At 54.1% G+C, this 23,087-nt stretch carries 21 protein-coding genes and 2 tRNA genes; 13 read left to right on the top strand and 10 right to left on the bottom strand.

The features are described from left to right. Positions 1–81: 81 nt before the first annotated feature. On the bottom strand, positions 82–1,413 hold the full coding sequence (gene argA / locus NMC31_RS09660; RefSeq protein ID WP_149463375.1) for an amino-acid N-acetyltransferase: 1,332 nt from the start codon (positions 1,411–1,413) through the stop codon (positions 82–84). Between the two features lie 230 nt (positions 1,414–1,643). Between argA and amiC the strand changes: the two genes are divergently transcribed. Beyond that, on the top strand, positions 1,644–2,891 hold the full coding sequence (gene amiC, locus NMC31_RS09655) for an N-acetylmuramoyl-L-alanine amidase AmiC (protein WP_253897778.1): 1,248 nt from the start codon (positions 1,644–1,646) through the stop codon (positions 2,889–2,891). A 90-nt stretch (positions 2,892–2,981) separates the two neighbouring features. Here amiC and NMC31_RS09650 read toward each other — a convergent pair. Together NMC31_RS09650 and NMC31_RS09645 are read right to left on the bottom strand one after the other, a co-directional pair. Then, a tRNA-Met gene (locus tag NMC31_RS09650) sits at positions 2,982–3,058 on the bottom strand. Between the two features lie 44 nt (positions 3,059–3,102). Further along, positions 3,103–3,179, bottom strand: a tRNA-Met gene (locus tag NMC31_RS09645). 209 nt (positions 3,180–3,388) lie between these two features. Here NMC31_RS09645 and mltA point away from each other — a divergent pair. Together mltA and tcdA are read left to right on the top strand one after the other, a co-directional pair. Continuing rightward, positions 3,389–4,486 carry a murein transglycosylase A gene (gene mltA, locus NMC31_RS09640; RefSeq protein ID WP_149463377.1) on the top strand — a complete coding sequence of 366 codons (1,098 nt, stop codon included), beginning with the start codon at positions 3,389–3,391 and terminating at the stop codon, positions 4,484–4,486. A gap of 158 nt (positions 4,487–4,644) precedes the next feature. Then, positions 4,645–5,457 carry a tRNA cyclic N6-threonylcarbamoyladenosine(37) synthase TcdA gene (tcdA, locus tag NMC31_RS09635; protein ID WP_253897777.1) on the top strand — a complete coding sequence of 271 codons (813 nt, stop codon included), beginning with the start codon at positions 4,645–4,647 and terminating at the stop codon, positions 5,455–5,457. Here tcdA and csdE read toward each other — a convergent pair. After that, complete coding sequence (gene csdE, locus NMC31_RS09630; RefSeq protein WP_253897776.1) at positions 5,442–5,891, bottom strand: cysteine desulfurase sulfur acceptor subunit CsdE; 450 nt, start codon at positions 5,889–5,891, stop codon at positions 5,442–5,444. The two genes, tcdA and csdE, sit on opposite strands and share 16 nt — an antisense overlap. Further along, positions 5,891–7,096, bottom strand: a complete 1,206-nt coding sequence (gene csdA, locus NMC31_RS09625) for a cysteine desulfurase CsdA (protein ID WP_253897775.1) — start codon at positions 7,094–7,096, stop codon at positions 5,891–5,893. Before csdA ends, csdE begins: the two co-directional genes overlap by 1 nt. A 192-nt stretch (positions 7,097–7,288) precedes the next feature. Between csdA and NMC31_RS09620 the strand changes: the two genes are divergently transcribed. The 4 genes from NMC31_RS09620 (at position 7,289) to rlmM (ending at position 10,292) form a co-directional block, all read left to right on the top strand. Further along, the gene (locus NMC31_RS09620) at positions 7,289–7,516 is read left to right on the top strand and encodes a YgdI/YgdR family lipoprotein (RefSeq protein WP_015963218.1); all 228 of its coding nucleotides are present in this window, start codon (positions 7,289–7,291) and stop codon (positions 7,514–7,516) included. A gap of 350 nt (positions 7,517–7,866) precedes the next feature. Beyond that, complete coding sequence (gene gcvA, locus NMC31_RS09615; RefSeq protein WP_015963219.1) at positions 7,867–8,784, top strand: glycine cleavage system transcriptional regulator GcvA; 918 nt, start codon at positions 7,867–7,869, stop codon at positions 8,782–8,784. 19 nt (positions 8,785–8,803) lie between these two features. Then, on the top strand, positions 8,804–9,199 hold the full coding sequence (locus NMC31_RS09610) for a DUF423 domain-containing protein (RefSeq protein WP_108477165.1): 396 nt from the start codon (positions 8,804–8,806) through the stop codon (positions 9,197–9,199). Further along, on the top strand, positions 9,192–10,292 hold the full coding sequence (gene rlmM / locus NMC31_RS09605; protein ID WP_149463381.1) for a 23S rRNA (cytidine(2498)-2'-O)-methyltransferase RlmM: 1,101 nt from the start codon (positions 9,192–9,194) through the stop codon (positions 10,290–10,292). The genes NMC31_RS09610 and rlmM overlap by 8 nt, the downstream gene beginning before the upstream one ends. Before the next feature lie 115 nt (positions 10,293–10,407). On the opposite strand, the gene xni is transcribed toward rlmM, so the two are convergent. The 5 genes from xni to queF form a co-directional block, all read right to left on the bottom strand. Continuing rightward, positions 10,408–11,163 (bottom strand): flap endonuclease Xni, encoded by a 756-nt coding sequence (gene xni, locus NMC31_RS09600; protein ID WP_253897774.1) that lies wholly within the window; start codon positions 11,161–11,163, stop codon positions 10,408–10,410. 129 nt (positions 11,164–11,292) lie between these two features. Next, positions 11,293–12,660, bottom strand: coding sequence for an L-serine ammonia-lyase (locus NMC31_RS09595; protein ID WP_253897773.1), 1,368 nt, complete (start codon positions 12,658–12,660; stop codon positions 11,293–11,295). A 60-nt stretch (positions 12,661–12,720) separates the two neighbouring features. Further along, positions 12,721–14,010 carry an HAAAP family serine/threonine permease gene (locus tag NMC31_RS09590; protein WP_149463384.1) on the bottom strand — a complete coding sequence of 430 codons (1,290 nt, stop codon included), beginning with the start codon at positions 14,008–14,010 and terminating at the stop codon, positions 12,721–12,723. Between the two features lie 562 nt (positions 14,011–14,572). Next, complete coding sequence (gene ppnN / locus NMC31_RS09585) at positions 14,573–15,937, bottom strand: nucleotide 5'-monophosphate nucleosidase PpnN (protein WP_149463385.1); 1,365 nt, start codon at positions 15,935–15,937, stop codon at positions 14,573–14,575. A 241-nt stretch (positions 15,938–16,178) separates the two neighbouring features. Beyond that, complete coding sequence (queF, locus tag NMC31_RS09580) at positions 16,179–17,024, bottom strand: NADPH-dependent 7-cyano-7-deazaguanine reductase QueF (RefSeq protein ID WP_253897772.1); 846 nt, start codon at positions 17,022–17,024, stop codon at positions 16,179–16,181. 68 nt (positions 17,025–17,092) lie between these two features. Here queF and syd point away from each other — a divergent pair, with 68 nt between their 5' ends. The 6 genes from syd (at position 17,093) to NMC31_RS09550 (ending at position 23,084) form a co-directional block, all read left to right on the top strand. Next, positions 17,093–17,638 carry a SecY-interacting protein gene (syd, locus tag NMC31_RS09575; RefSeq protein ID WP_253897771.1) on the top strand — a complete coding sequence of 182 codons (546 nt, stop codon included), beginning with the start codon at positions 17,093–17,095 and terminating at the stop codon, positions 17,636–17,638. A gap of 685 nt (positions 17,639–18,323) precedes the next feature. Further along, positions 18,324–18,653 (top strand): YqcC family protein, encoded by a 330-nt coding sequence (locus NMC31_RS09570; RefSeq protein WP_149463388.1) that lies wholly within the window; start codon positions 18,324–18,326, stop codon positions 18,651–18,653. Further along, positions 18,653–19,429, top strand: a complete 777-nt coding sequence (gene truC / locus NMC31_RS09565) for a tRNA pseudouridine(65) synthase TruC (RefSeq protein WP_253897770.1) — start codon at positions 18,653–18,655, stop codon at positions 19,427–19,429. Before NMC31_RS09570 ends, truC begins: the two co-directional genes overlap by 1 nt. Before the next feature lie 21 nt (positions 19,430–19,450). Further along, a complete protein-coding gene (locus tag NMC31_RS09560) occupies positions 19,451–19,894 on the top strand; it encodes a flavodoxin (RefSeq protein WP_253897769.1) in 444 nt (147 codons plus the stop codon). A 479-nt stretch (positions 19,895–20,373) separates the two neighbouring features. Continuing rightward, positions 20,374–21,732: a galactarate/glucarate/glycerate transporter GudP gene (gene gudP, locus NMC31_RS09555; RefSeq protein WP_149463391.1), complete on the top strand. Its 1,359-nt coding sequence runs from the start codon at positions 20,374–20,376 to the stop codon at positions 21,730–21,732. Continuing rightward, complete coding sequence (locus tag NMC31_RS09550; protein ID WP_253897768.1) at positions 21,729–23,084, top strand: glucarate dehydratase family protein; 1,356 nt, start codon at positions 21,729–21,731, stop codon at positions 23,082–23,084. The genes gudP and NMC31_RS09550 overlap by 4 nt, the downstream gene beginning before the upstream one ends. Positions 23,085–23,087: the final 3 nt, after the last annotated feature.

The raw sequence follows: 23,087 nt of genomic DNA, 5'->3' as shown, positions 1-23,087 counted from the left end.
CGGATGGCGCTAACGCTTATCCGACCTACATCGTGAAGTCTTGTAGGCCGGATAAGCGTTAGCGCCATCCGGCGTAAAACGTTACCCCAAATCCGCCATCAGCACTTTTGAGCGTCGCTGGTAGTTATACATCTGCTTTTTGCTTTCCGGCAGCAGCTCAACGTCCACCGGCTGGAACCCACGTTCCTGGAACCAGTGAATGCTGCGGGTGGTCAGCACAAACAGTTTGCTCAGCCCCATCTGCTTTGCCTGCGTAGAGATACGCTGCAACAGCACTTCCCCGCGCGATGAACTTTGATAATCCGGATGTACCGCCACGCAGGCCATCTCGCCGATTTTCTCTTCCGGGAACGGATAAAGCGCCGCACAGGCGATGGTGGTGTTATCGCGCTGAATAATGGTGAATTTGTCGATTTCCATCTCCAGTTGTTCGCGGGAGCGGCGCACCAGAATACCCTGCTGTTCCAGCGGATGGATGAGATCGAGGATGCCGCCAATATCGTTGATGGTGGCGCGGCGGATCTGCTCGGCGCTCTCCATGACAATTTGAGTACCAATACCGTCGCGGGAGAACAGTTCCTGTAACAGCGCGCCATCTTCCTGATAGCTGATTAAGTGGCTACGGCGCACGCCGCTGCGGCAGGCTTTGACCGCTCCGCGCAGGAAACGCACGGTGCCAGATAAGTAATCGCCTTCTTGCTCAAGCTCCTCTACGCGGGCCTGAGCTTCGTTAGGGAACAGCTCTGGTACGATGTTACCCTCACGGTCAAAAACCCCCTGAGAAGAGCAGAAGCCAATCATCTTTTCCGCTTTCAGTTTGATAGCCAGCTGGGTAGCAATCTCTTCAGAGGTCAGGTTGAAGCTTTCGCCGGTGACGGAAACGGCGACCGGCCCCATCAGAACGATTGCGCCGCTGTCGAGCTGACGATGAATCGCTTCTTCATCGATACGACGAATGCGCCCGCTGTGGCAGTAATCGACGCCATCATCAACGCCCAGCGGCTGGGCAATGATAAAGTTACCGCTAACCACGTTGATATGCGCACCCTGCAACGGTGTGTTGTTGAGGCTCATGGATAAACGCGCGGTGATATCGAGCTGTAACAACCCCGCTGCCTGTTTAACCAGTTCCAGACTTTTCGCGTCGGTCACGCGAATTTGTTTATGGTAGAGAGGCTCATGATGATGCGCTTCAAGATTGGCATCGATTTGCGGACGCGCACCATAGACCAGCACCAGGCGAATGCCCAGGCTATGCAGCAGGCCAATGTCATTGACAATGCTGGAGAAATTGTCATGTTCGATGGCTTCTCCGCCCAGCATGATGACAAACGTTTTTCCCCGATGGGCATTGATATAGGGAACTGAATGACGAAACCCTTCGACCAGTTCGGTTTTACGTTCCTTCACCACGGCATAACCTCTCAGTGCATTTTTATTCGCAATAAATGTATTTTTATTCTGTTTTGGCCGCGAGTGCAAGCGCGAATTTTCCGCGAAAGGGCAAAATGAATTCCGAAAAAGGGCTTAGCAAAAGAATGTTTACCCTTTTATAGATGACAGTTTATGCGCCTTTGGTTAAAGTTTTTGGTCAAACTTATTATGCGTAATACCAAAGTAAACATTATTGGCTCGGGAGAAGCATGTCGGGAAGTCAGTCATTTAGCCGCCGCCGCTTGTTAAAAGGGGCGGGCGCCATGTGGTTATTAAGCGTCAGTCAGGTAGGTATGGCTGCCACAAGCCAGGTGGTGGCCGTGCGCGTCTGGCCTGCGTCCAGCTATACGCGTGTGACGGTTGAGTCGAATCGGGAACTGAAATACCGACAGTTTGCGCTGAGCAACCCGGAACGTCTTGTCGTCGACCTTGAAGGCGTGAATCTGAACTCGGTGTTAAAACGCATGACGGCGCAAATCCGCGCTGACGATCCCTTTATTAAATCCGCACGTGTCGGGCAGTTCGATCCGCAAACCGTGCGGATGGTCTTCGAACTCAAGCAGAATGTCACGCCGCAGCTGTTTGCGCTGGCGCCTGTTGCCGGATTTAAAGAGCGTCTGGTCATGGACCTGTACCCGGCGAATGCGCAGGATGTGCAGGATCCGCTGCTGGCGCTGCTGGAAGATTACAACCGTGGCGATCTCGATAAGCAGGTGCCGCCTGCTCAGAGTGGGCCGCAACCGGGTAAGGCCGGGCGCGATCGTCCTATCGTTATCATGCTCGATCCGGGGCACGGTGGGGAAGACTCCGGCGCGGTGGGTAAATATAAAACACGTGAAAAAGATGTCGTGCTGCAAATTGCCCGACGCCTGCGCTCTCTTATAGAGAAAGAAGGCAACATGAAGGTCTACATGACGCGAAATGAAGATATCTTTATTCCGCTGAAGGTGCGTGTGGCAAAAGCTCAGAAGCAGCGCGCAGATCTGTTTGTCTCGATTCACGCCGATGCTTTCACCAGCCGTCAGCCGAGCGGATCATCGGTTTTTGCGCTCTCAACCAAAGGCGCAACCAGTACCGCCGCGAAATACCTTGCTCAAACCCAGAACGCCGCCGACTTAATTGGTGGGGTGAGTAAAAGCGGCGATCGTTACGTCGACCACACCATGTTTGACATGGTGCAGTCCCTGACCATCGCCGATAGCCTGAAATTCGGCAAAGCGGTGCTTAAACACATGGGCAAGGTGAATAAGCTGCATAAGAATCAGGTTGAGCAGGCGGGCTTTGCCGTGCTGAAGGCACCGGATATTCCGTCGATCCTCGTCGAAACAGCGTTCATCAGTAACGTTGAAGAGGAGAGAAAACTTAAGACGGCAGTATTCCAGCAGGAAGTTGCGGAGTCGATTCTGGCGGGAATAAAAGCCTATTTTGCCGATGGCGCGACGCTGGCGAGGCGATAAAGTACAGGAAGAGGGCGCTACGGCGCTCTTTTTTATGGCTGGGCTAAATGACAGGCAAAAAAAAACACCCAAATGGGTGCTTGATTTTGTTGGTTGCGGGGGCCGGATTTGAACCGACGACCTTCGGGTTATGAGCCCGACGAGCTACCAGGCTGCTCCACCCCGCGTCCGTCTGTTACTCTCTTTCAAGTAACTCTTTTCACATTGTAATTGGTTGCGGGGGCCAGATTTGAACTGACGACCTTCGGGTTATGAGCCCGACGAGCTACCAGGCTGCTCCACCCCGCGTCCGTGGATGCGCACTATACTCTGCTCGCTTATTGATGCAACTATTTTTTGATTTAAATGGTTATTTTTTCCGAAAACGCGTTAAAAAGCGTCAGTTTGGTTCGTTTTTTATACGAAATTGCGCTCAGGGGACGTTATCACGTTTCAATAGGCCTGGCGGTTTGTTATCTTCTTCGGGCATTCACGATTTACGTAGAAGACGAGATACCATGAAAGGACGTTGGGCAAAGTATGTGGTGACGGGCGCAATGCTGGCGATGCTGGCTGCCTGTTCTTCCAAACCGACCGATCGCGGTCAACAGTATAAAGACGGGAAATTTACCCAGCCTTTCTCACTGGTCAATCAACCTGAAGCCGTCGGCGCGCCAATCAACGCCGGTGATTTTGCAGAACAGATTAATCAAATTCGCAGCGCGTCGCCGCGCCTGTACGGCAACCAGAGCAACGTGTATAACGCCGTACAGCAGTGGCTACGTGCCGGAGGCGATACGCGCAACATGCGCCAGTTCGGCCTCGACGCCTGGCAAATGGAAGGTGCCGATAACTACGGTAACGTCCAGTTTACCGGTTACTACACGCCGGTGATTCAGGCGCGTCATACCCGTCAGGGCGAGTTCCAGTATCCGATTTACCGTATGCCGCCGAAGCGCGGAAAACTGCCGTCGCGCGCCAGCATTTATGCCGGTGGCCTGAGCGACAGTTACATCCTGGCCTACAGCAACTCGCTGATGGATAACTTCATTATGGATGTGCAGGGTAGCGGCTATATCGATTTTGGCGACGGTTCGCCGCTCAACTTCTTTAGCTACTCCGGCAAAAACGGCTGGCCGTATCGCAGCATTGGTAAAGTGCTGATCGATCGTGGGGAAGTGAAACGCGAAGATATGTCGATGCAGGCGATCCGTGAGTGGGGCGAAAAACATAGCGAAGCCGAAGTGCGTGAGTTGCTGGAACAGAACCCGTCGTTCGTCTTCTTTAAACCTCAATCGTTTGCGCCGGTGAAAGGGGCAAGCGCGGTGCCGCTGATTGGTCGCGCTTCTGTGGCATCGGACCGTAGCATCGTTCCGGCAGGCACCACGCTGCTGGCGGAAGTGCCGCTGCTGGACAACAACGGCAAGTTTAACGGTCAGTACGAGCTGCGTCTGATGGTTGCCCTGGATGTGGGCGGGGCGATTAAAGGTCAACACTTTGATATCTATCAGGGAATTGGCCCGGATGCCGGACACCGCGCAGGCTGGTATAATCACTATGGCCGTGTGTGGGTGCTGAAAACCGCGCCAGGCGCGGGGAATGTGTTTAGCGGCTGATGCAGTCACCCTCACCCCGCCCTCTCCCTGAGGGAGAGGGAGAAAAGCGGTGAGAGTTGTCACTCCGCGCTCGATCGGTTCCCTCTCCCTCAGGGAGAGGGTTAGGGTGAGGGTAACCATCCACTCCCACTCTTAATGTTTTTCAACTCCGAGGTTCTATGTCAGTTGTCATCAGTGACGCCTGGCGCCAGCGTTTTGGCGGCACGGCGCGGTTGTACGGTGAACAAGCGTTGCAGCTCTTTGCGGGCGCGCACGTTTGCGTGGTGGGGATCGGCGGCGTCGGCTGCTGGGCGGCAGAAGCGCTGGCGCGTACCGGTATTGGCGCAATCACGCTTATCGATATGGACGACGTCTGTGTGACCAACACCAACCGTCAGCTTCATGCGCTGACTGGCAATGTCGGGCAGGCTAAGGCGGAAGTGATGGCTGAGCGTATTCGCCAGATCAACCCGGAATGCCGCGTCACGGTGATAGATGATTTCGTTACCCCGGAAAACGTCGCACAGTATATGAGCGCAGGCTATGACTACGTGATTGATGCCATCGATAGCGTTCGACCTAAAGCGGCGCTGATTGCTTACTGTCGCCGTTATAAAGTGCCGCTGGTGACCACCGGCGGGGCGGGCGGGCAAATCGATCCAACGCAGATTCAGGTGACCGATCTGGCGAAAACGATTCAGGATCCGCTGGCAGCTAAACTGCGTGAGCGGCTGAAGAGTGAGTTCAACGTGGTGAAAAACAGTAAAGGGAAGCTGGGTGTGGACTGCGTATTTTCCACCGAAGCGCTGGTATACCCACAATCGGATGGTTCAGTCTGTGCGATGAAAAGCACGGCAGAAGGGCCAAAACGAATGGACTGCGCCTCTGGATTTGGCGCGGCGACGATGGTCACCGCAACCTTTGGCTTTGTTGCGGTATCCCATGCGTTGAAAAAAATGATGGCGAAAGCGGAGCGTCAGGCAAGTGCCTGACGTGCAGCGTGCGTAACCGCCTCACTCAGGGCCGCGAGGCCCTGCGTGCGCGAGGCGCTCAACTGACCACGCAGCCCCAGTTCATCAAACAACGCCAGCGGGTCTGCTGTTGCTAAGTCACTCGCGCTACGTCCTTCTACCGCTGTCAGCAAGACCGCCAGCAATCCGCGCACAATTCTGCCTTCACTGTCACCAAAGAAATGCATTGCGCCATCCGGCGCAACACGATAGCCCAGCCAGACGCGATTTTCACAGCCGGGAATTTCCTGTGCCTGTGCTTTGAGATAGTCACTGAGTGCCGGAAGCTGCTTGCCCAGCAGAATCACCTGTCGGTATTTCTCTTCCCACTGCTGCAATGGGGCAAAAAGCTGGCGCAGCGAGTCGGGCGTCACGGTTGTGCCGAACGGATGTCCGGCGAGTAGGGAAGCTGTCATTAATCCACCAGTAATTCGAGCGCCCGATCAACAGCGTTGACCAGCGCGTAAACGTCATCCTGCGTATTATAAGGCGCAAAGGAAGCTCGCAGCGTGCCGCTTACGCCGAGTGCGGCCAGCAGCGGCTGTGCGCAGTGCTGCCCGGCGCGCAGGGAGATACCGTACTCTGCCAGCAGCGTAACCATATCGCTATGGTGAACGCCTTTAAAATCGAAGGCCAGCAGGCTGGAATCCTGGCAGCGGAAGGAACGGAACCCCGGTCGCTTTGCCAGTTCGTCTTCCGCAAGCGTTGCCAGCCCACGGCTCCAGTTTTCTGCCTGCACGATATCGATATCTGCAAGCCACTCCAGTGCGGCGCTCAGGCCAATGACCCCCGCGACGTTTGGCGTACCTGCTTCAAGGCGATAAGGTACCGGTTGCGTGGTAAATCCGTCGAAGGTGACTTCACTGATCATCTTGCCGCCGCCAAGCCATGGCGACATATCGTCGAGAAGGTCGCTTTTGCCGTACAGTGCGCCGATGCCGGTCGGGCCATACAGTTTATGCCCTGAAAAAGCGTAGAAATCGATATCCAGAAGTTGCACATCCGCCGGGCAATGTACTGCGCCCTGGGCTCCGTCGACCATCACAACCATATTTGCCTGATGAGCAAGGGTAATGGCGCGAGCTAAATCCGGACAGCCGCCGGTCACGTTGGACATTTGCCCCAGCGCCAGAAGCTTACTGCGCGGTGTAATAAGCGAAGGCAAAAGGCTGAGATCGGGCAGACGATCGCTTCCCAGTGGGAGCTTAACGATTTTCGCCCCGGTCTGCTGCGCAACCATCAGCCACGGTACCAGGTTGGCGTGGTGTTCTGCTTCGCTGACAATTATCTCGTCACCTGCCTGTAAACGAGGCCGTGTATAACACTGTGCCACCATGTTGATGGCTTCTGTCGTACCGCGCGTCCAGACGATATTTTTACCGGAGGGCGCGTTCAGCAGTGCGGCAACCTTTTCTCGCGCCGCTTCATAACGCGCGGTCAGTTTTTGCGCCTGTGAAAACTGGCTGCGGTGGACATTGCCTGCGCTGAGCGAATAGAAGTGCTGCGTGGCTTCAATGACAGCCTGCGGCTTAAGGGCCGTGGCGGCACTGTCGAGATAGACACCTGCGTCTGCCAGTGCAGGGAACTGGGCGCGAAACTGTGCGGGGTTAAAAGCGTTCATGTTATTCCTCGGTTCAGTTATACGATCGTGGCGTAAAACGGACCCGGTGACAAGGTTTGTACTAACCACCAGAATAATCTGGATATGCTGGCGAAATCTGACCAGTGACATATGCTAAATAATGTTAGGCAAATGTTTTTGCCTGTTACGGAAAATGAACTATCTGGCATAAATCGCTTAAAGGAGTAGAAGATGAAAAAGACTGCCGCAATTATTTCAGCTTGTGTAATGACCTTTGCCCTGGGCGCCTGTTCTTCCCCGAACTACGTCATGCACACGAATGATGGCCGTAGTATCGTCTCTGATGGTAAGCCGAAAACGGATGACGAAACCGGGATGATTTCTTACAAAGATGCCAACGGTAATAAGCAGCAGATTAACCGTACCGATGTGAAGGAGATGGTTGCCCTGGAAGACTAATGCCTGTTTACAGGCAAAAAAAAGCACCGCAATTGGGCGGTGCTACATTAATCACTATGGACAGACAGGGTAAATGTACAGGAAGTGAAAAAGGGTAGCGTTGCTACCGTGGTCTGAATCGCAGACCAATTGCAAACACAACAACACAACATCACAACCGTAAGCCAAAAGCCCATCAGAACACGCATTCCGAAAAAAGCTTCTCGTTCCGGCTCAGGAAGTGCCGCCACTATAGGTATTTGCTGGTAGAAGCTCAACGGACAATTTATAATGGCTCAGATAAAAAAAACTAATAGGTTAAACGTTGTTTCCTATTTGTTAAATCCTATTAACATTCAGGTTCTGGGACCATGTCGAAGCGATTGCCACCTCTGAATGCATTACGTGTATTTGATGCAGCAGCCCGCCATTTAAGTTTTACTCGCGCCGCCGATGAGCTTTTTGTGACACAGGCCGCAGTAAGCCACCAAATCAAGTCACTTGAGGATTTTTTGGGGCTGAAGCTGTTCCGACGTCGCAATCGTTCGCTGTTGCTCACGGAAGAGGGGCAGAGCTATTTCCTCGACATCAAAGAGATCTTTTCGCAATTAACCGAGGCTACGCGTAAACTACAGGCACGAAGTGCAAAAGGGGCGTTGACGGTCAGTTTATTGCCCAGTTTTGCCATTCAGTGGTTGGTGCCTCGTCTTACAAGCTTTAACTCAGCTTATCCGGGAATCGACGTAAGAATCCAGGCTGTTGACCGTCAGGAAGACAAGCTGGCTGACGATGTTGACGTGGCTATTTTCTATGGTCGCGGTAACTGGCCGGGGCTGCGTGTCGAAAAATTGTACGCAGAATACCTGCTGCCGGTTTGCTCTCCGTTACTGCTGACGGGTGATAAAGCGCTTAAAACGCCGGCAGATCTCGCAAAGCATACGTTATTACACGATGCATCGCGTCGCGACTGGCAAACCTACACTCGTCAGTTGGGGCTTAACCACATCAACGTTCAGCAGGGACCGATCTTCAGCCATAGCGCGATGGTGCTGCAGGCTGCCATTCATGGACAAGGCGTTGCGCTGGCGAATAACGTCATGGCGCAGTCGGAAATAGAAGCAGGCCGCCTGGTCTGCCCGTTTAATGATGTCCTGGTCAGTAAAAACGCTTTTTATCTGGTTTGTCATGACAGTCAGGCTGAACTGGGTAAAATAGCTGCCTTCCGGCAATGGATACTGGCGAAAGCGGCCAATGAACAAGAGACATTCCGCTTTCGCTACGAACAATAAATGAATGTAGGGTAATCGCATGACCAGCCGTTTTATGCTGATTTTCGCCGCCATTAGCGGCTTTATCTTTGTTGCACTGGGCGCATTTGGCGCGCACGTGCTAAGCAAATCTCTGGGTGTTGTTGAGATGGGCTGGATCCAGACCGGCCTCGAGTACCAGGCGTTCCATACGCTGGCGATCCTCGGCTTATCTGTTGCGATGCAGCGTCGCATCAGCATCTGGTTCTACTGGAGCAGCGTCTTCCTGGCATTAGGGACCGTGTTATTCAGCGGTAGCCTTTACTGCCTGGCGCTCTCTCATTTACGCCTGTGGGCGTTTGTTACCCCGGTGGGCGGCGTAAGCTTCCTCGCGGGTTGGGCACTGATGTTGGTCGGTGCTATTCGCCTTAAACGTAAGGGTGTTGTTCATGAATAAGGTTGTGCTCTATTGCCGCCCTGGGTTTGAGAAAGAGTGTGCTGCGGAAATTACTGATAAGGCCGCACGCCGCGAAGTCTTTGGTTTTGCACGAGTAAAAGATAACTCGGGCTATGTGATTTTTGAGTGTTATCAGGAAGGCGAGGCCGATAAACTGGCCCGTGAGCTGCCGTTTAGCTCACTGATTTTCGCGCGTCAGATGTTTGTTGTCGGTGAGCTACTCAAAGATTTGCCGCCGGAAGATCGCATTACGCCGGTTGTCGGTATGTTGCAGGGCGTGGTCGAGAAAGGCGGCGATCTGCGTGTGGAAGTGGCCGACACCAACGAAAGTAAAGAGCTGATGAAGTTCTGCCGTAAGTTCACTGTACCGCTGCGTTCGGCACTGCGTGAGGCTGGTGTATTAGCTAAATACGACACGCCGAAGCGCCCGGTGGTGCATGTGTTCTTTATCGCACCGGGTTGCTGCTACACCGGTTATTCCTACAGCACCAATAATTCCCCGTTCTATATGGGTATTCCGCGTCTCAAGTTCCCATCCGATGCGCCAAGCCGTTCAACCTTGAAGCTGGAAGAGGCGTTCCACGTCTTTATTCCCGCCGATGAGTGGGACGAACGTCTCGCAAATGGCATGTACGCGGTTGACCTCGGGGCGTGCCCTGGCGGCTGGACCTATCAGCTGGTGAAACGCAACATGTGGGTTTCCTCGGTCGATAACGGCCCGATGGCACAAAGCCTGATGGATACCGGGCAGGTGACCTGGCTGCGTGAAGATGGTTTCCGTTATCGCCCGAGTCGCAATAACATCTCGTGGATGGTGTGCGACATGGTCGAGAAACCGGCGAAAGTCGCCGCGCTGATGGCGCAGTGGCTGGTAAATGGCTGGTGTCGCGAGACTATCTTTAACCTCAAGCTGCCAATGAAAAAGCGCTATGAAGAAGTATCGTCAAACCTTGCCCACATTGAGCAAGCGCTGCAAGAACACGGCATCAACGCAGAGATTCAGGCGCGTCAGTTGTACCATGACCGTGAAGAAGTGACGGTTCACGTGCGTCGCTGGTGGGCTGCGGTCGGTGGACGTCGCGATGAGCGGTAAAGCCTGCACCCCCTAACCCTCTCCCGCAGGGAGAGGGAACCGATTGTGCATATCTGACAGACCCGAGCCGGTTTTCTCCCTCTCCCTGCGGGAGAGGACGGGGTGAGGGGGCTTTCTACCGCACCAACCGCAACTGCTGCAAATTCCCATCCAGTTGTAGATTCGTCTCCAGTCGCGCAACGTCGCGGCAGATAAATGCCATCTCTTTATGCTCTTCCAGCTTTTTGCGCCACTTTTCCGGCACGTTATCCAGATGCGCGTAAATGCCTTCCAGCGAACCAAACTCATTCAGCAACTGCGTGGCGCTCTTTGGCCCGATTCCCGCAACGCCCGGTACTTTTGAACTGCTAATTCCCGCCAGCCCCCAGTAATCCGGCAATTGTTGCGGCGTGACGCCAAATTCGCTGGCGATAAACGGCGCATCCAGCCAGCGTTTCTGGAAGTAATCACGAATGCGAATCGTGGGTGAGAGCAACTGACAGTAGCCTTTATCCGTTGACACAATCGTCGCCTGATGCCCGGCCTGCGCGACTTTCACCGCAAGCGTCGCTGCAAGGTCATCGGCTTCACTGCCCGGTAGCGCCCAGCACCGGAAGCCGCGCTGTTCGAACGCTGTACGCAGTGCTGGCATCTCTTCTATCAGCGTGTCCGGCATCGGCGCACGGCCCGCTTTATAGTCGGGCAGACGCTGGTGCCGCCAACCCTGACCCCGCTCTTCATCATCAAACACGGCGACCACGTGCGTGGGTTGACTATGGGCAATCAGTTGCTCCAGCGCCCGCAGACACGTTTCACCGCAGGGAGAACCCTGTACGGCATGAATGCGGCGAATCAAGTTGAGTGCGTCGACGATAAGCAGATGAACGGACACCGGGACCTCCTTGTAACAATTGAGGCTAGGGTAACATTTGCATCAGGGGGAGGCTACGCGGGATAAAAAAACAGGAAGGAGACTCGCAAAAAACTGCCCGGCGCAGCGTGCCACCGGGCAGTTGGGGGATTAATCGCAGGCAACCACTTTCATTGCCAGGCCGCCGCGAGAGGTTTCACGGTACTTGGCGTTCATGTCTTTGCCGGTTTCATACATGGTTTCGATGACCTTATCGAGGCACACGCGCGGCTCGCTGGTACGGCGCAGCGCCATACGGGCAGCGTTGACCGCTTTGACAGAGGCGATCGCGTTACGCTCGATGCATGGCACCTGAACCTGACCGGCAACCGGGTCGCAGGTCAAACCGAGGTTATGCTCCATGCCGATTTCAGCGGCAATGCACACCTGTGCCGGGCTACCGCCCAGCAGTTCCGCCAGACCTGCTGCGGCCATGGAACAGGCCACGCCCACTTCGCCCTGACAGCCGACTTCGGCACCAGAGATTGACGCGTTCATCTTGTAGAGCGAGCCAATTGCGCTGGCCACCAGCATGTAGCGCGCCAGCGAGTTGGCGTTCACTTCGCGGATAAATTTGTCGTAGTACGCCAGCACAGCCGGAACGATCCCGCAGGCGCCGTTCGTTGGCGCAGTGACGACGCGCCCGCCCGCAGCGTTTTCTTCGTTGACCGCCAGTGCGAACATGTTGATCCAGTCAACGACCGCCATCGGGTCACTGCTGATTTTATCCTGGCTGACCAGCATACGGCGCAGCGCGGCGGCACGGCGCGGTACGCGCAGTTTGCCCGGCAGAACGCCTTCGGTGGTGGTGCCATGTTCGATACCGCCTTTCATGACCGCCCAGACGTCAGCAAAGTGCTTTTCCAGCTCTTCTTTGCTGTGTAACGCCAGTTCGTTCTGCATCATCAGGCCAGAGAGGGAAAGCCCTGTCTCGCTGCAATGACGCTGTAAATCTGCCGCGCTGCTATAGGGATAAGGCACGGCGACCGGCGCTTCAGTCTGTTGACCGAAATGCTCTTCATCGACGATGAAACCACCACCGATGGAATAATAGGTTTTGCTGTAAACCGCTTTATCGCCCACCAGTGCGGTGATGCGCATGCCGTTTTCATGCAAAGAGAGGTTGTCGGCATGGAAGTTCATGCACTTATCAACCGGGAATTCCACTTCGTGCTGACCGTTTGCCAGCAGTAAACGACCGTGGGTATTCACGTCCTGGATAAAGCCAGGAATGCTATCGATATCAACGGTGTCCGGCAGGTTACCCGCCAGGCCCATGATGATGGCGATATCGGTATGGTGGCCTTTCCCGGTGAGGGAGAGTGAACCATATACATCGACGACGACGCGGGTGATGTCGGTCAGGATCCCACGCGCAATCAAGTCGTCCGTGAATTGTTTGCCTGCTTTCATTGGCCCGACAGTATGAGAGCTGGAGGGACCAATGCCGATTTTGAAAATATCGAATACGCTGATCATGATGCATCCATTGCTGTAGGAGAAGAAGAGACGCGCCGCCCGAAGGCGGCGCGGGGGGAATTAGCTGAACAGAGAGTAGAAGATAGCGGAGATAGCAATCAGACCCATAACCACAACGAAGACGTTGCTGATGTGGCCGCTGTATTTACGCATCGCCGGTACTTTCTGAATCGCATACATCGGCATCAGGAACAGAATCATCGCGATAACCGGGCCACCCAGGGTTTCAATCATACCCAGGATGCTTGGGTTCAGGGTCGCCACAATCCAGGTGGTAACCAGCATGAACAGTGCAGTGATTTTGTTCAGTTTATTGATTTCGATGGATTTGCCTTTGCCACGCAGAGACTTAATCACCATCCCGTTGAAGCCTTCACGTGCACCCAGGTAGTGGCCCAGGAACGATTTAGTGATAGCAATAATCGCGATGATTGGCGCCATCCATTCGATGAAGGAGACGTTAAAGTGGTTCGCCAGGTAAGACAGGATCGAGATGTTCTGTGCTTTCGCCGCTGCCAGGTCTGCCGGAGTCAGGCTCAGTACACAGCTGAAGACGAAGAACATTACGGTCAGCACCATCATGATGTGTGCACATGCCAGAATTTTGGAGCATTTCTTCTCTGCGCCCTGGCCGTATTCTTCACGTTTCGCAACAGCGAAAGAGGAGATGATCGGCGAGTGGTTGAAGGAGAAGACCATAACCGGGATAGCCAGCCACAGCGTCATCCACAGACCGTTACCGGTAGAGGAGGCAGAGCTAAAGGACAGGGTTTCCAGCGCCGCACCACTCCACTGAGGGATAAGGTACAGAGCCAGCAGCATCAGGGCTGCAACGAACGGGAACACCAGAATACTCATCGCCTTAACAATCATCTGCTCACCGAAGCGAACGATGGTCATCATACCGACAATCAGAATCAGTGACAGAATCGCACGCGGCGGCGCGGTCATCTGCAGCTGGTGCGTCATGAAGCTTTCTACGGTATTGGTGATGGCTACGCTGTACACCAACAGAATCGGGTAGATAGCGAAGAAGTAGAGCAGGGTAATCAGTTTACCTGCGCCCACGCCGAAGTGTTCTTCAACCACTTCCGTGATGTCTTCACCCGGGTTTTTACCGGACAGCACGAAGCGGGTCAGACCGCGGTGTGCGAAGAAGGTCATCGGGAAGGCAAGGATTGCCATGATAATCAGCGGGATCATACCGCCGACGCCTGCGTTGATCGGCAGGAACAGAACGCCCGCGCCGATTGCTGTACCGTACAGACCCAGCATCCACATGGTATCTGTTTTGCGCCATCCGCTAGCGGATTGTGTTGACGCGATGGTGCTGGTTTGAGTGCTTTCCATCTGTATCTCCTGGAGGACTAAAATTGCCGGTTTTTAGTTAAATCCAATGGAATTAAGACCGACAGTAATATGAAATCTTTTCAGTGACGGTTTTTTTATGATTTTCCACCCATCACTACGACGGGGCGGAAAGATACATTTAACTGATGAATCTATCAGTGATCATGATCCCAAATGTAATAATTCACTCCTCTTCGCTGTGTTTGCAGTTCATCTGCCTGTGATTGTTATTTGGGCAGAAATTTATGGGCGCGAAACCTAGCATTAGCAGTATGGGTGGTAAATAGGCAGGAGTGTAAATACGCGGTTTGCACTGATAAAAGTGTCAAAAATAGCGTTTTAGACGGTTTATTTATCTTTGTTGCTAATAATTCACGCTTTGTGTGAAGCACAAACGATTGAGGGAAAGCGATTAACGATAAGGGATTGTTGTCATTTTTTGTTCAACGCCCTCAGCACAAGTGAGGGGATAAACGAAACGGGGTGGCGTTTTATACTAATAGATTCAATGGGCCAGAAGGGATAAGTCGCCCGGCGAGCGGGCGACGGGGTGACGGGCCTATCAGGCCATGATTTCGTAGCAAGGGATATAAGCAGAGCCTGGCAGCTTCATACGGTGCTGGGCGACGAAACCCTGTAAGAGATCGTCCATGCGGCGCATCATCTCTTTATCGCCGTGGATCTTAAACGGCCCATGCTCCTCAATGGCGCGGATACCGACTTCTTTCACATTACCGGCAACGATGCCCGAGAATGCGCGACGCAGGTCCGCGGCCAGCACTTCAACCGGCTGGTCCGGATAAAGCTTCAGATTCGCCATGTTTTCGTGGGTCGGTTCGAACGGCATCTGGAGATCCGGTGCGATTTTAATCGACCAGTTAAAGCTGTAGGCATCGCCTGTATCGCGACGATTTTCTTTCACCAGCGGCATCGCTTTCTTCATCTGACGTGCCACTTCCGCCGCATCGTCGATGATGATTTTGTAGTGGCGACGTGCGTTTTCACCCAGCGTGTGGACGATAAACTCATCCAGCACGCGGAAGTAATCGGCGCTCTCTTTCGGGCCGGTGAGAATGAGCGGCAGCACCTGGTTCTTATTCGCCGGGTTCATCAGGATACCGAGCAAATACAGCAGCTCTTCCGCCGTACCGACACCGCCGGGGAAGATAATGATGCCGTGAGCGATACGGACAAACGCTTCGAGACGTTTTTCGATATCCGGCATAATGATCAGCTCGTTAACCAGCGGGTTAGGCGGCTCAGCGGCAATGATTGACGGTTCAGTCATGCCAATGAAACGGCCTTCTTTGTAACGCTGCTGTGCGTGACCGACCGCCGCGCCTTTCATTGGTGCTTCCATCGCCCCCGGACCGCAGCCGGTACAAATGTTCAGCTCACGCAGGCCAAGTTGATTCCCCACGCGACGCGCGTAGAGGTATTCGTTTTCGTTAATGGAGTGACCACCCCAGCACACGACCATGCTCGGGGCTTCGCCGACGTGGAGCGCACGCGCGTTACGCAGAATGCTGAAAACCAGGTTGGTGATGTGCGTAGAGCTTTCCAGATCAAGATTCGGGAAGCGCACGGCGTTATGAATCTGGCCGTAAACGAACAGAATATCGCGCAGAACGGCAAACAGGTTCGCCTGCAACGAGCGAATAATATGGCCATCAACGAACGCCTCTTCCGGCGGGTTGATGAGTTCCAGCTTCACGCCGCGCTCGCGGCGCAGCACGTTAATATCGAAATTCTCAAAACGTGACAGCAGTTCTTTACTGTTATCGGTCAGGCTGCCTGAATTCAGTACCGCCAGCGAGCAGTTACGAAACAGATGGTACAGGTCGCTGCTGGCCGTGCGTTTAAGCATGTCGACTTCCAGCTGCGACAACATATCCATTGAGCCAAGCGGGCTAATATGTGTAATCAAGTGAGCTCCTTACGGGACGAGAATCGTCTTCCCTGCTGATTACAATAGCCTTGCCTGTAGGAATACTACAACCATCCTGTGTGGGAGAATGGTTGCAAATTGAGAAATTATTTAGGTTTGTGAGGAAAGGGCCCTCGCCCCGGCCCTCTCCCACGGGGAGAGGGAGAAAACCGCGCTGAACGTAACAATGTGCACAATCGGTCCCCTCACCCCGCGGGAGAGGGTTAGGGTGAGGGGGAATTTACTGCCTGACCAACCGCCCAATCGCCGGCACAAACTCCGTATTCGAACGCCACGGATTAATATCCAGCCCCCCGCGACGGGTATAGCGCGCATAGACGCTCAGACTTTCCGGCTTACAGAAGCGCAAAATATCGCTAAAAATACGCTCGACGCACTGCTCGTGGAACTCATTATGATGACGGAACGACACCAGATAGCGCAGCAGCTTTTCGCGGTCAATCTGCGGCCCGCGATACTGGATTTGCACCGAGCCCCAGTCTGGCTGGTGGGTAATCAGGCAGTTGGATTTCAGCAGATGGCTGACCAGCGTCTCTTCCACTTTCTTGCTGCCGGTTGAGTTCAGCAGGTAATCGGCACTGAACTGATAGTTATCGATTTCGATATCCTGATTATCAATGCAGGTACCGTGGAAGCGGGCAATAGGCTGCCCTTCGATTTCATCCAGACGATAAAGCGAAACGGTGACATCGCCTTGCGCGCAGGCGCTGAGATCGCGCTCCAGCGTATGGCGGACATCTTCCCATGAGCCAAATCGCGTCTGGTTAAAACTGTTGAGATACAGCTTGAAGCTTTTGGACTCAACCAGGTTGACGGTAGTGTGGCTCAGCTCAACGTGACCCACCGCCACCTGCGGCAACCCTTTGGCGTTGAGCCAGGAGAGTTCATACAGCGTCCAGATGTCAGCGCCGTGAAACGGCAGCGCGTTGGCATGCAGGCCCAGCGGATCGCGGTTGAGGCTACGCGGAACGCCCTGTAATAACCCGGCATCGTAAGTGTCGCGGTAATCCGTTGATTTACCGAGCGTCAGGCCCGTCAGCGCCTGATGATTCTCATAAGAAGACATGTTTCACCGTTATAAAGCAGGTAGACTATGCGCCAAGTGTAACCTGACTAACCAGAAGAGAGAAATCGGTGGACCATCAGACCGCAGAAGCGCTTAAAGCCTTTACCCAACGTTATTGCGACGCCTGGCAGCAGCAGAATCGCTGTTGGCCGCGCAGCGAAGAGCTGTTTGGCGTAGCGTCTCCCTGCATCGTTAATACCACCGACGACGCGGTTTTTTGGCAACCGTTGCCGTTTAGCGGTGAACAAAATGTAAATGGCGTTGAACGTGCGTTGGACATTGTGGTACAACCACCTCTTCATACTTATTATACCACTCAGTATGCTGGCGACATGGAAGCCCGTTTTGCCGGACAACGACTGACGTTGCTACAGGTATGGAGCCCGGACGATTTTCGTCGCGTGCAGGAGAATCTGATAGGCCATTTAGTCACTCAGAAACGCCTGAAGCTTTCGCCGACGCTGTTTATCGCCACGCTCGACAGTGAACTGGACGTGATTTCCGTCTGTAATCTGACCGGCGAAGTGGTTAAAGAGACGCTCGGCACCCGCAATCGCCAGACGCTCGCCCCCTCTCTTGAGAGCTTCCTCAATCAATTAGCCCCCGATTTGTAATCCAGTTTGCCCGAATGCTTGTGAGAGATCTCTTACAAGCCTTGTAGGAGATCGCCAGGCTGTAAGTAGGACAGGTACTGATAGATTATTATGTTTTCCTTATAAATCAGCTTATTAAGATTTTTCTTAGGCTCTTTCATATGAAAATGTCCTTACAGGATTGCCTGAAGGGCCCTTGTAAGACGGGGCGGAATAAGCGATTCTATGTCCGTCGACAAGGAGTCGCACAACGAAGTGAACATCAGGATGATGACACTTCAAACAGGACACACCAGGATGGTGCTTCAGGGATAGGCCTCAGGATGAGGTAAGTGGATACGCCAGGATGGTGTAACAAGGAAAGGCTTCAGGACGAGGCAAAAGGATAACGCAGGACGCGTTAAAGGACACCTCCAGGACGGAGAATGAGAGCCAGACAGGATGGATGCCTGGTGGAGCAAGAAGTTCAGGACATACTCAGGGATTGGGTAGGTTCGCATCGGGGTGGTGTGAGCAGGACGCAAAAGTTTACGGATGAACAGGTCGCAAGGCCGCAGGAAAAGTTGTCACGGACGAGCAGGGAGCACGAAAAGTAGCTGGAATGCTGCGAAACGAACCGGGAGCACTGTTTATACAGTGCTCCCTTTTTTTGTTTTGCGTCCGGCTGGTGTATCCTGCACGCGATTTTGTTTCTACCGAGGTAGCCATGACCCTTCACCATAATTTGCGCGAACAACTTCAGGCCATCGAAGCGATGCTGCGTCTGCATCAACACTGGCAGGATGAAGCGCCGCATGCCAGCAAATTTACCAGCGATCAACCCTTTTGTATGGACACGCTGGAGCCGCTGGAGTGGTTGCAGTGGGTATTGATTCCACGCATGCATCAATTGCTGGATAACGGTCAGCCGCTGCCGCAAAGCTTTGCCATCGCGCCGTATTATGAAATGGCGCTGGATGCACAGCATCCGCAGCGCGAGATTATTCTGCTGGAGCTGCAAAAGCTGGACGCCTTTTTTGCCGATGATGCCCACTGATGCTGGAAATAATTTACCAGGATGAGTGGCTGGTGGCCGTTAACAAACCTTCCGGCTGGCTGGTTCACCGCAGTTGGCTCGATCGCGATGAAAAAGTGGTGGTGATGCAAACGGTGCGCGACCAGATAGGTCAGCACGTGTTTACCGCACATCGTCTCGATCGCCCGACCTCCGGCGTTCTGCTAATGGGGCTTTCCAGCGAGGCGGGGCGTTTGTTGTCTCAGCAGTTCGAACAGCATCAAATGCAGAAGCGCTATCATGCGATTGTGCGCGGCTGGCTAATGGACGACGCGGTGCTCGATTACTCGCTGGTGGAAGAGCTCGACAAAATCGCCGATAAATTCGCCAAAGAGAATAAAGATCCGCAGCCTGCGGTGACGCACTATCGTGGGCTGGCGACGGTCGAAATGCCGGTCGCCACCGGGCGCTATCCAACGACCCGTTACGGGCTGGTTGAGCTGGAACCGAAAACCGGGCGTAAACACCAGCTACGTCGCCACCTGGCGCATCTGCGTCATCCAATAATTGGCGACAGCAAGCACGGTGATTTACGTCAGAACCGTAGCGCGGCGGAACATTTCGGCTGCCAGCGCCTGATGCTGCACGCCAGCTCGCTTACGCTGACGCATCCGTTTACCGGCGAACCGCTTACGCTGCGCGCCGGGTTCGACGAGACCTGGATGCAGGCCCTGTCACACTTTGGCTGGCGCGGGCTTCTCCCCGATAACGAAAGGGTTGAGTTTGTCGCCAACAGCGGTCAGGATGAGAACATCTGAAAGTAAACAGGGAGTTAAATCATGGCTGAAGTAGGGATTTTTGTTGGCACCATGTATGGCAATTCGCTGTTAGTCGCTGAAGAGGCACAGGCGATTCTGGGTAATCAGGGCCATACCGCCAACGTGTTTGAAGACCCGCAGATCAGCGAGTGGGAAGAGTATGTCGGGAAATACGTGCTGGTGGTGACCTCCACGACCGGGCAGGGCGATTTGCCAGACAGCATCGTGCCGCTGTTTAACGATCTCAAAGATATGTATCAGCCGCATCTGCGCTACGGCATTATCGCGCTGGGTGACAGTACCTATGCTAATTTCTGCGGCGGCGGGAAAACGTTTGATGCGTTATTACAGGAACAGGGCGCGCAGCGTATCGGCGACCTGCTGATGATCGACGCCAGCGAAAATCCTGAACCAGAGGGGGTGTCGAACCCGTGGGTTGAGCAGTGGGCAACATTGCTTAAGTAAGGTGTCGCCCTCTCCCTACGCAGAGGGCGTTCCCTTAAATCGCCAGTTCGCTGCATTAGCAGCTTTCACTATCTTATTCCTGATTTTCCCCATCCGCTTCGGGCGAATGCCAATATTTCCCCATTTAATAATGGGTTAGCGCAGTGCATTTTCACTGCGTCAAGAGAGCAGTTTCACACTCTGCCTTTCTCCTTGCTTGTAACGGGCACTTCCCGCCAACACTTTTCATTTCCGTGAGGTATCTTCCAGCGCGTTGTGCATAAGCCATAAATCTCTTTTATTTACCGCGTGAATACTGTGAAGATGCACGGTGAGCCACAGGTAACCTCTTTTTATACTTCCTGAGCCAGTTATAAAACGCAGTCAGCAAGACATAACGACACGCTGCGATAAAAACACAAATACGTCATTCTGATTACCCTACAGGTTGTGCTGTTCAGAGTGAATGTAGCCCAAAGCTATAATTCAGGAGTACAACAATGAGTTCATTAAGTCAGGCTGCGAGCGCCGCTGAAAAGCGCACCAATGCTCGTTACTGGATAGTGGTAATGTTGTTTATTGTCACATCCTTCAACTACGGCGACCGCGCCACCTTGTCTATTGCCGGCTCGGAGATGGCGAAAGATATCGGTCTGGACGCGGTGGGTATGGGTTACGTTTTCTCCGCATTCTCCTGGGCCTATGTTATCGGCCAAATACCGGGCGGCTGGCTGCTTGACCGCTTTGGTTCAAAACGCGTTTACTTCTGGTCCATCTTTATCTGGTCGATGTTTACCCTTTTGCAGGGCTTCGTCGATATCTTTAGTGGTTTTGGCATTATTATCGCGTTGTTTACCTTACGTTTCCTGGTCGGTCTGGCGGAAGCGCCTTCCTTCCCAGGCAACAGTCGAATCGTCGCAGCATGGTTCCCGGCGCAGGAGAGGGGCACAGCAGTAGCGATTTTTAACTCCGCGCAGTATTTCGCCACGGTTATTTTCGCGCCGATCATGGGCTGGTTGACTCATGAGGTGGGCTGGTCGCACGTGTTCTTCTTCATGGGCGGGCTTGGGATCGTTATCAGTTTTGTCTGGCTGAAAGTGATCCATGAACCGAATCAACATCCGGGTGTGAACAAAAAAGAGCTCGAATACATCGCGGAAGGCGGTGCGCTGATCAACATGGATCAGGCGGGGGCAAAAGCCAAAGTTCCGTTCAGCGTGAAATGGGGGCAAATCAGGCAACTGCTGGGTTCTCGCATGATGATTGGCGTTTATATTGGCCAGTACTGCATTAACGCCCTGACCTACTTCTTTATCACCTGGTTCCCGGTTTATCTGGTGCAGGCGCGCGGCATGTCGATTCTGAAGGCGGGCTTCGTGGCCTCCATTCCGGCAATTTGCGGCTTCGCGGGCGGCGTGCTGGGCGGCATTATTTCCGACTGGCTCATGCGCCGTACCGGTTCGCTGAACATTGCGCGTAAAACGCCTATCGTCATGGGGATGCTGATGTCGATGGTGATGGTGTTCTGTAACTACGTGAACGTTGAGTGGATGATCATCGGCTTTATGGCGCTGGCCTTCTTCGGTAAAGGCATCGGTGCGCTGGGCTGGGCGGTGATGGCTGATACCGCACCGAAAGAGATTAGCGGTCTCTCCGGTGGCTTGTTCAATATGTTCGGTAACATTTCCGGTATCGTCACGCCGATCGCCATTGGCTATATCGTCGGGACCACGGGCTCGTTTAACGGTGCGCTGATTTATGTCGGTGTGCATGCGCTGGTGGCGGTACTGAGCTATCTGATACTGGTTGGCGACATTAAACGTATCGAACTCAAACCTGTTGCGGGGCAATCATCATGACAACGCAATCCAGCCCCGTCATTACGGACATGAAGGTCATTCCGGTCGCCGGGCATGACAGCATGCTGCTTAACATCGGCGGCGCACACAACGCGTATTTCACCCGTAATATCGTGGTGCTAACCGACAACGCCGGGAATATTGGCGTGGGTGAAGCACCGGGTGGTGAAGTGATTTACCAGACGCTGGTGGATGCGATACCGCTGGTGTTGGGCCAGGAGATAGCCCGGCTGAATAAAGTGGTTCAGCAGGTGCACAAGGGAAACCAGGCGGCAGATTTTGACACCTTCGGCAAAGGCGCGTGGACTTTCGAACTGCGAGTTAACGCGGTGGCAGCACTGGAAGCCGCGCTGCTCGACCTGCTTGGCAAAGCGCTCAATGTCCCGGTTTGTGAACTGCTGGGCCCTGGTAAGCAGCGTGATGCGGTGACGGTGCTGGGCTATCTCTTCTACGTTGGTGACCGTCGCAAAACGGATTTGCCGTATCTGGAGAGCACGCCGGGCAACCATGACTGGTATCATCTGCGGCATCAGGAAGCGCTCTCCAGCGATGCGGTGGTGCGTCTGGCAGAAGCCTCGCAGGACCGCTACGGCTTTAAAGATTTCAAACTGAAGGGCGGCGTCCTGCCGGGCGAGCAGGAAATTGAATCAGTGAAGGCGCTGAAAAAACGCTTTCCTGATGCGCGTATCACCGTCGATCCCAACGGGGCCTGGTTACTGGATGAAGCGATTTCCCTGTGTAAGGGGCTGAACGATGTGCTGACCTACGCGGAAGATCCGTGCGGTGCTGAGCAGGGGTTCTCCGGGCGAGAAGTGATGGCGGAATTCCGCCGCGCCACCGGCCTGCCGGTCGCCACCAATATGATTGCCACCAACTGGCGCGAAATGGGCCATGCGGTGATGCTCAATGCGGTGGATATCCCGCTGGCAGACCCACACTTCTGGACGCTTTCCGGCGCAGTGCGTGTCGCGCAGCTTTGTGACGACTGGGGCCTGACCTGGGGTTGCCACTCCAATAACCACTTCGACATCTCGCTGGCGATGTTTACCCATGTGGGCGCAGCCGCACCCGGTCATCCGACAGCGATTGATACCCACTGGATCTGGCAGGAAGGCGACGCGCGCCTGACCAAAAATCCGCTACAGATAACCAACGGCAAAATTGCCGTTCCCGATGCGCCCGGACTGGGTGTAGAGCTGGACTGGGATCAGGTGCAGAAGGCGCATGACGCCTACAAAAGCCTGCCGGGCGGCGCGCGTAACGACGCCGGCCCGATGCAGTATCTGATCCCCGGCTGGACATTTGACCGCAAACGTCCCGTTTTCGGCCGCAACTCATTAAAAAAGGACTGAATC

Source organism: Pseudocitrobacter vendiensis (genome assembly GCF_943590815.1).
In the GTDB taxonomy this organism is placed as follows: Bacteria; Pseudomonadota; Gammaproteobacteria; order Enterobacterales; family Enterobacteriaceae; genus Pseudocitrobacter; species Pseudocitrobacter vendiensis.
The sequence above is the reverse complement of the archived record's forward strand: the minus strand, read 5'-3'. Positions and strand labels throughout refer to the sequence as shown.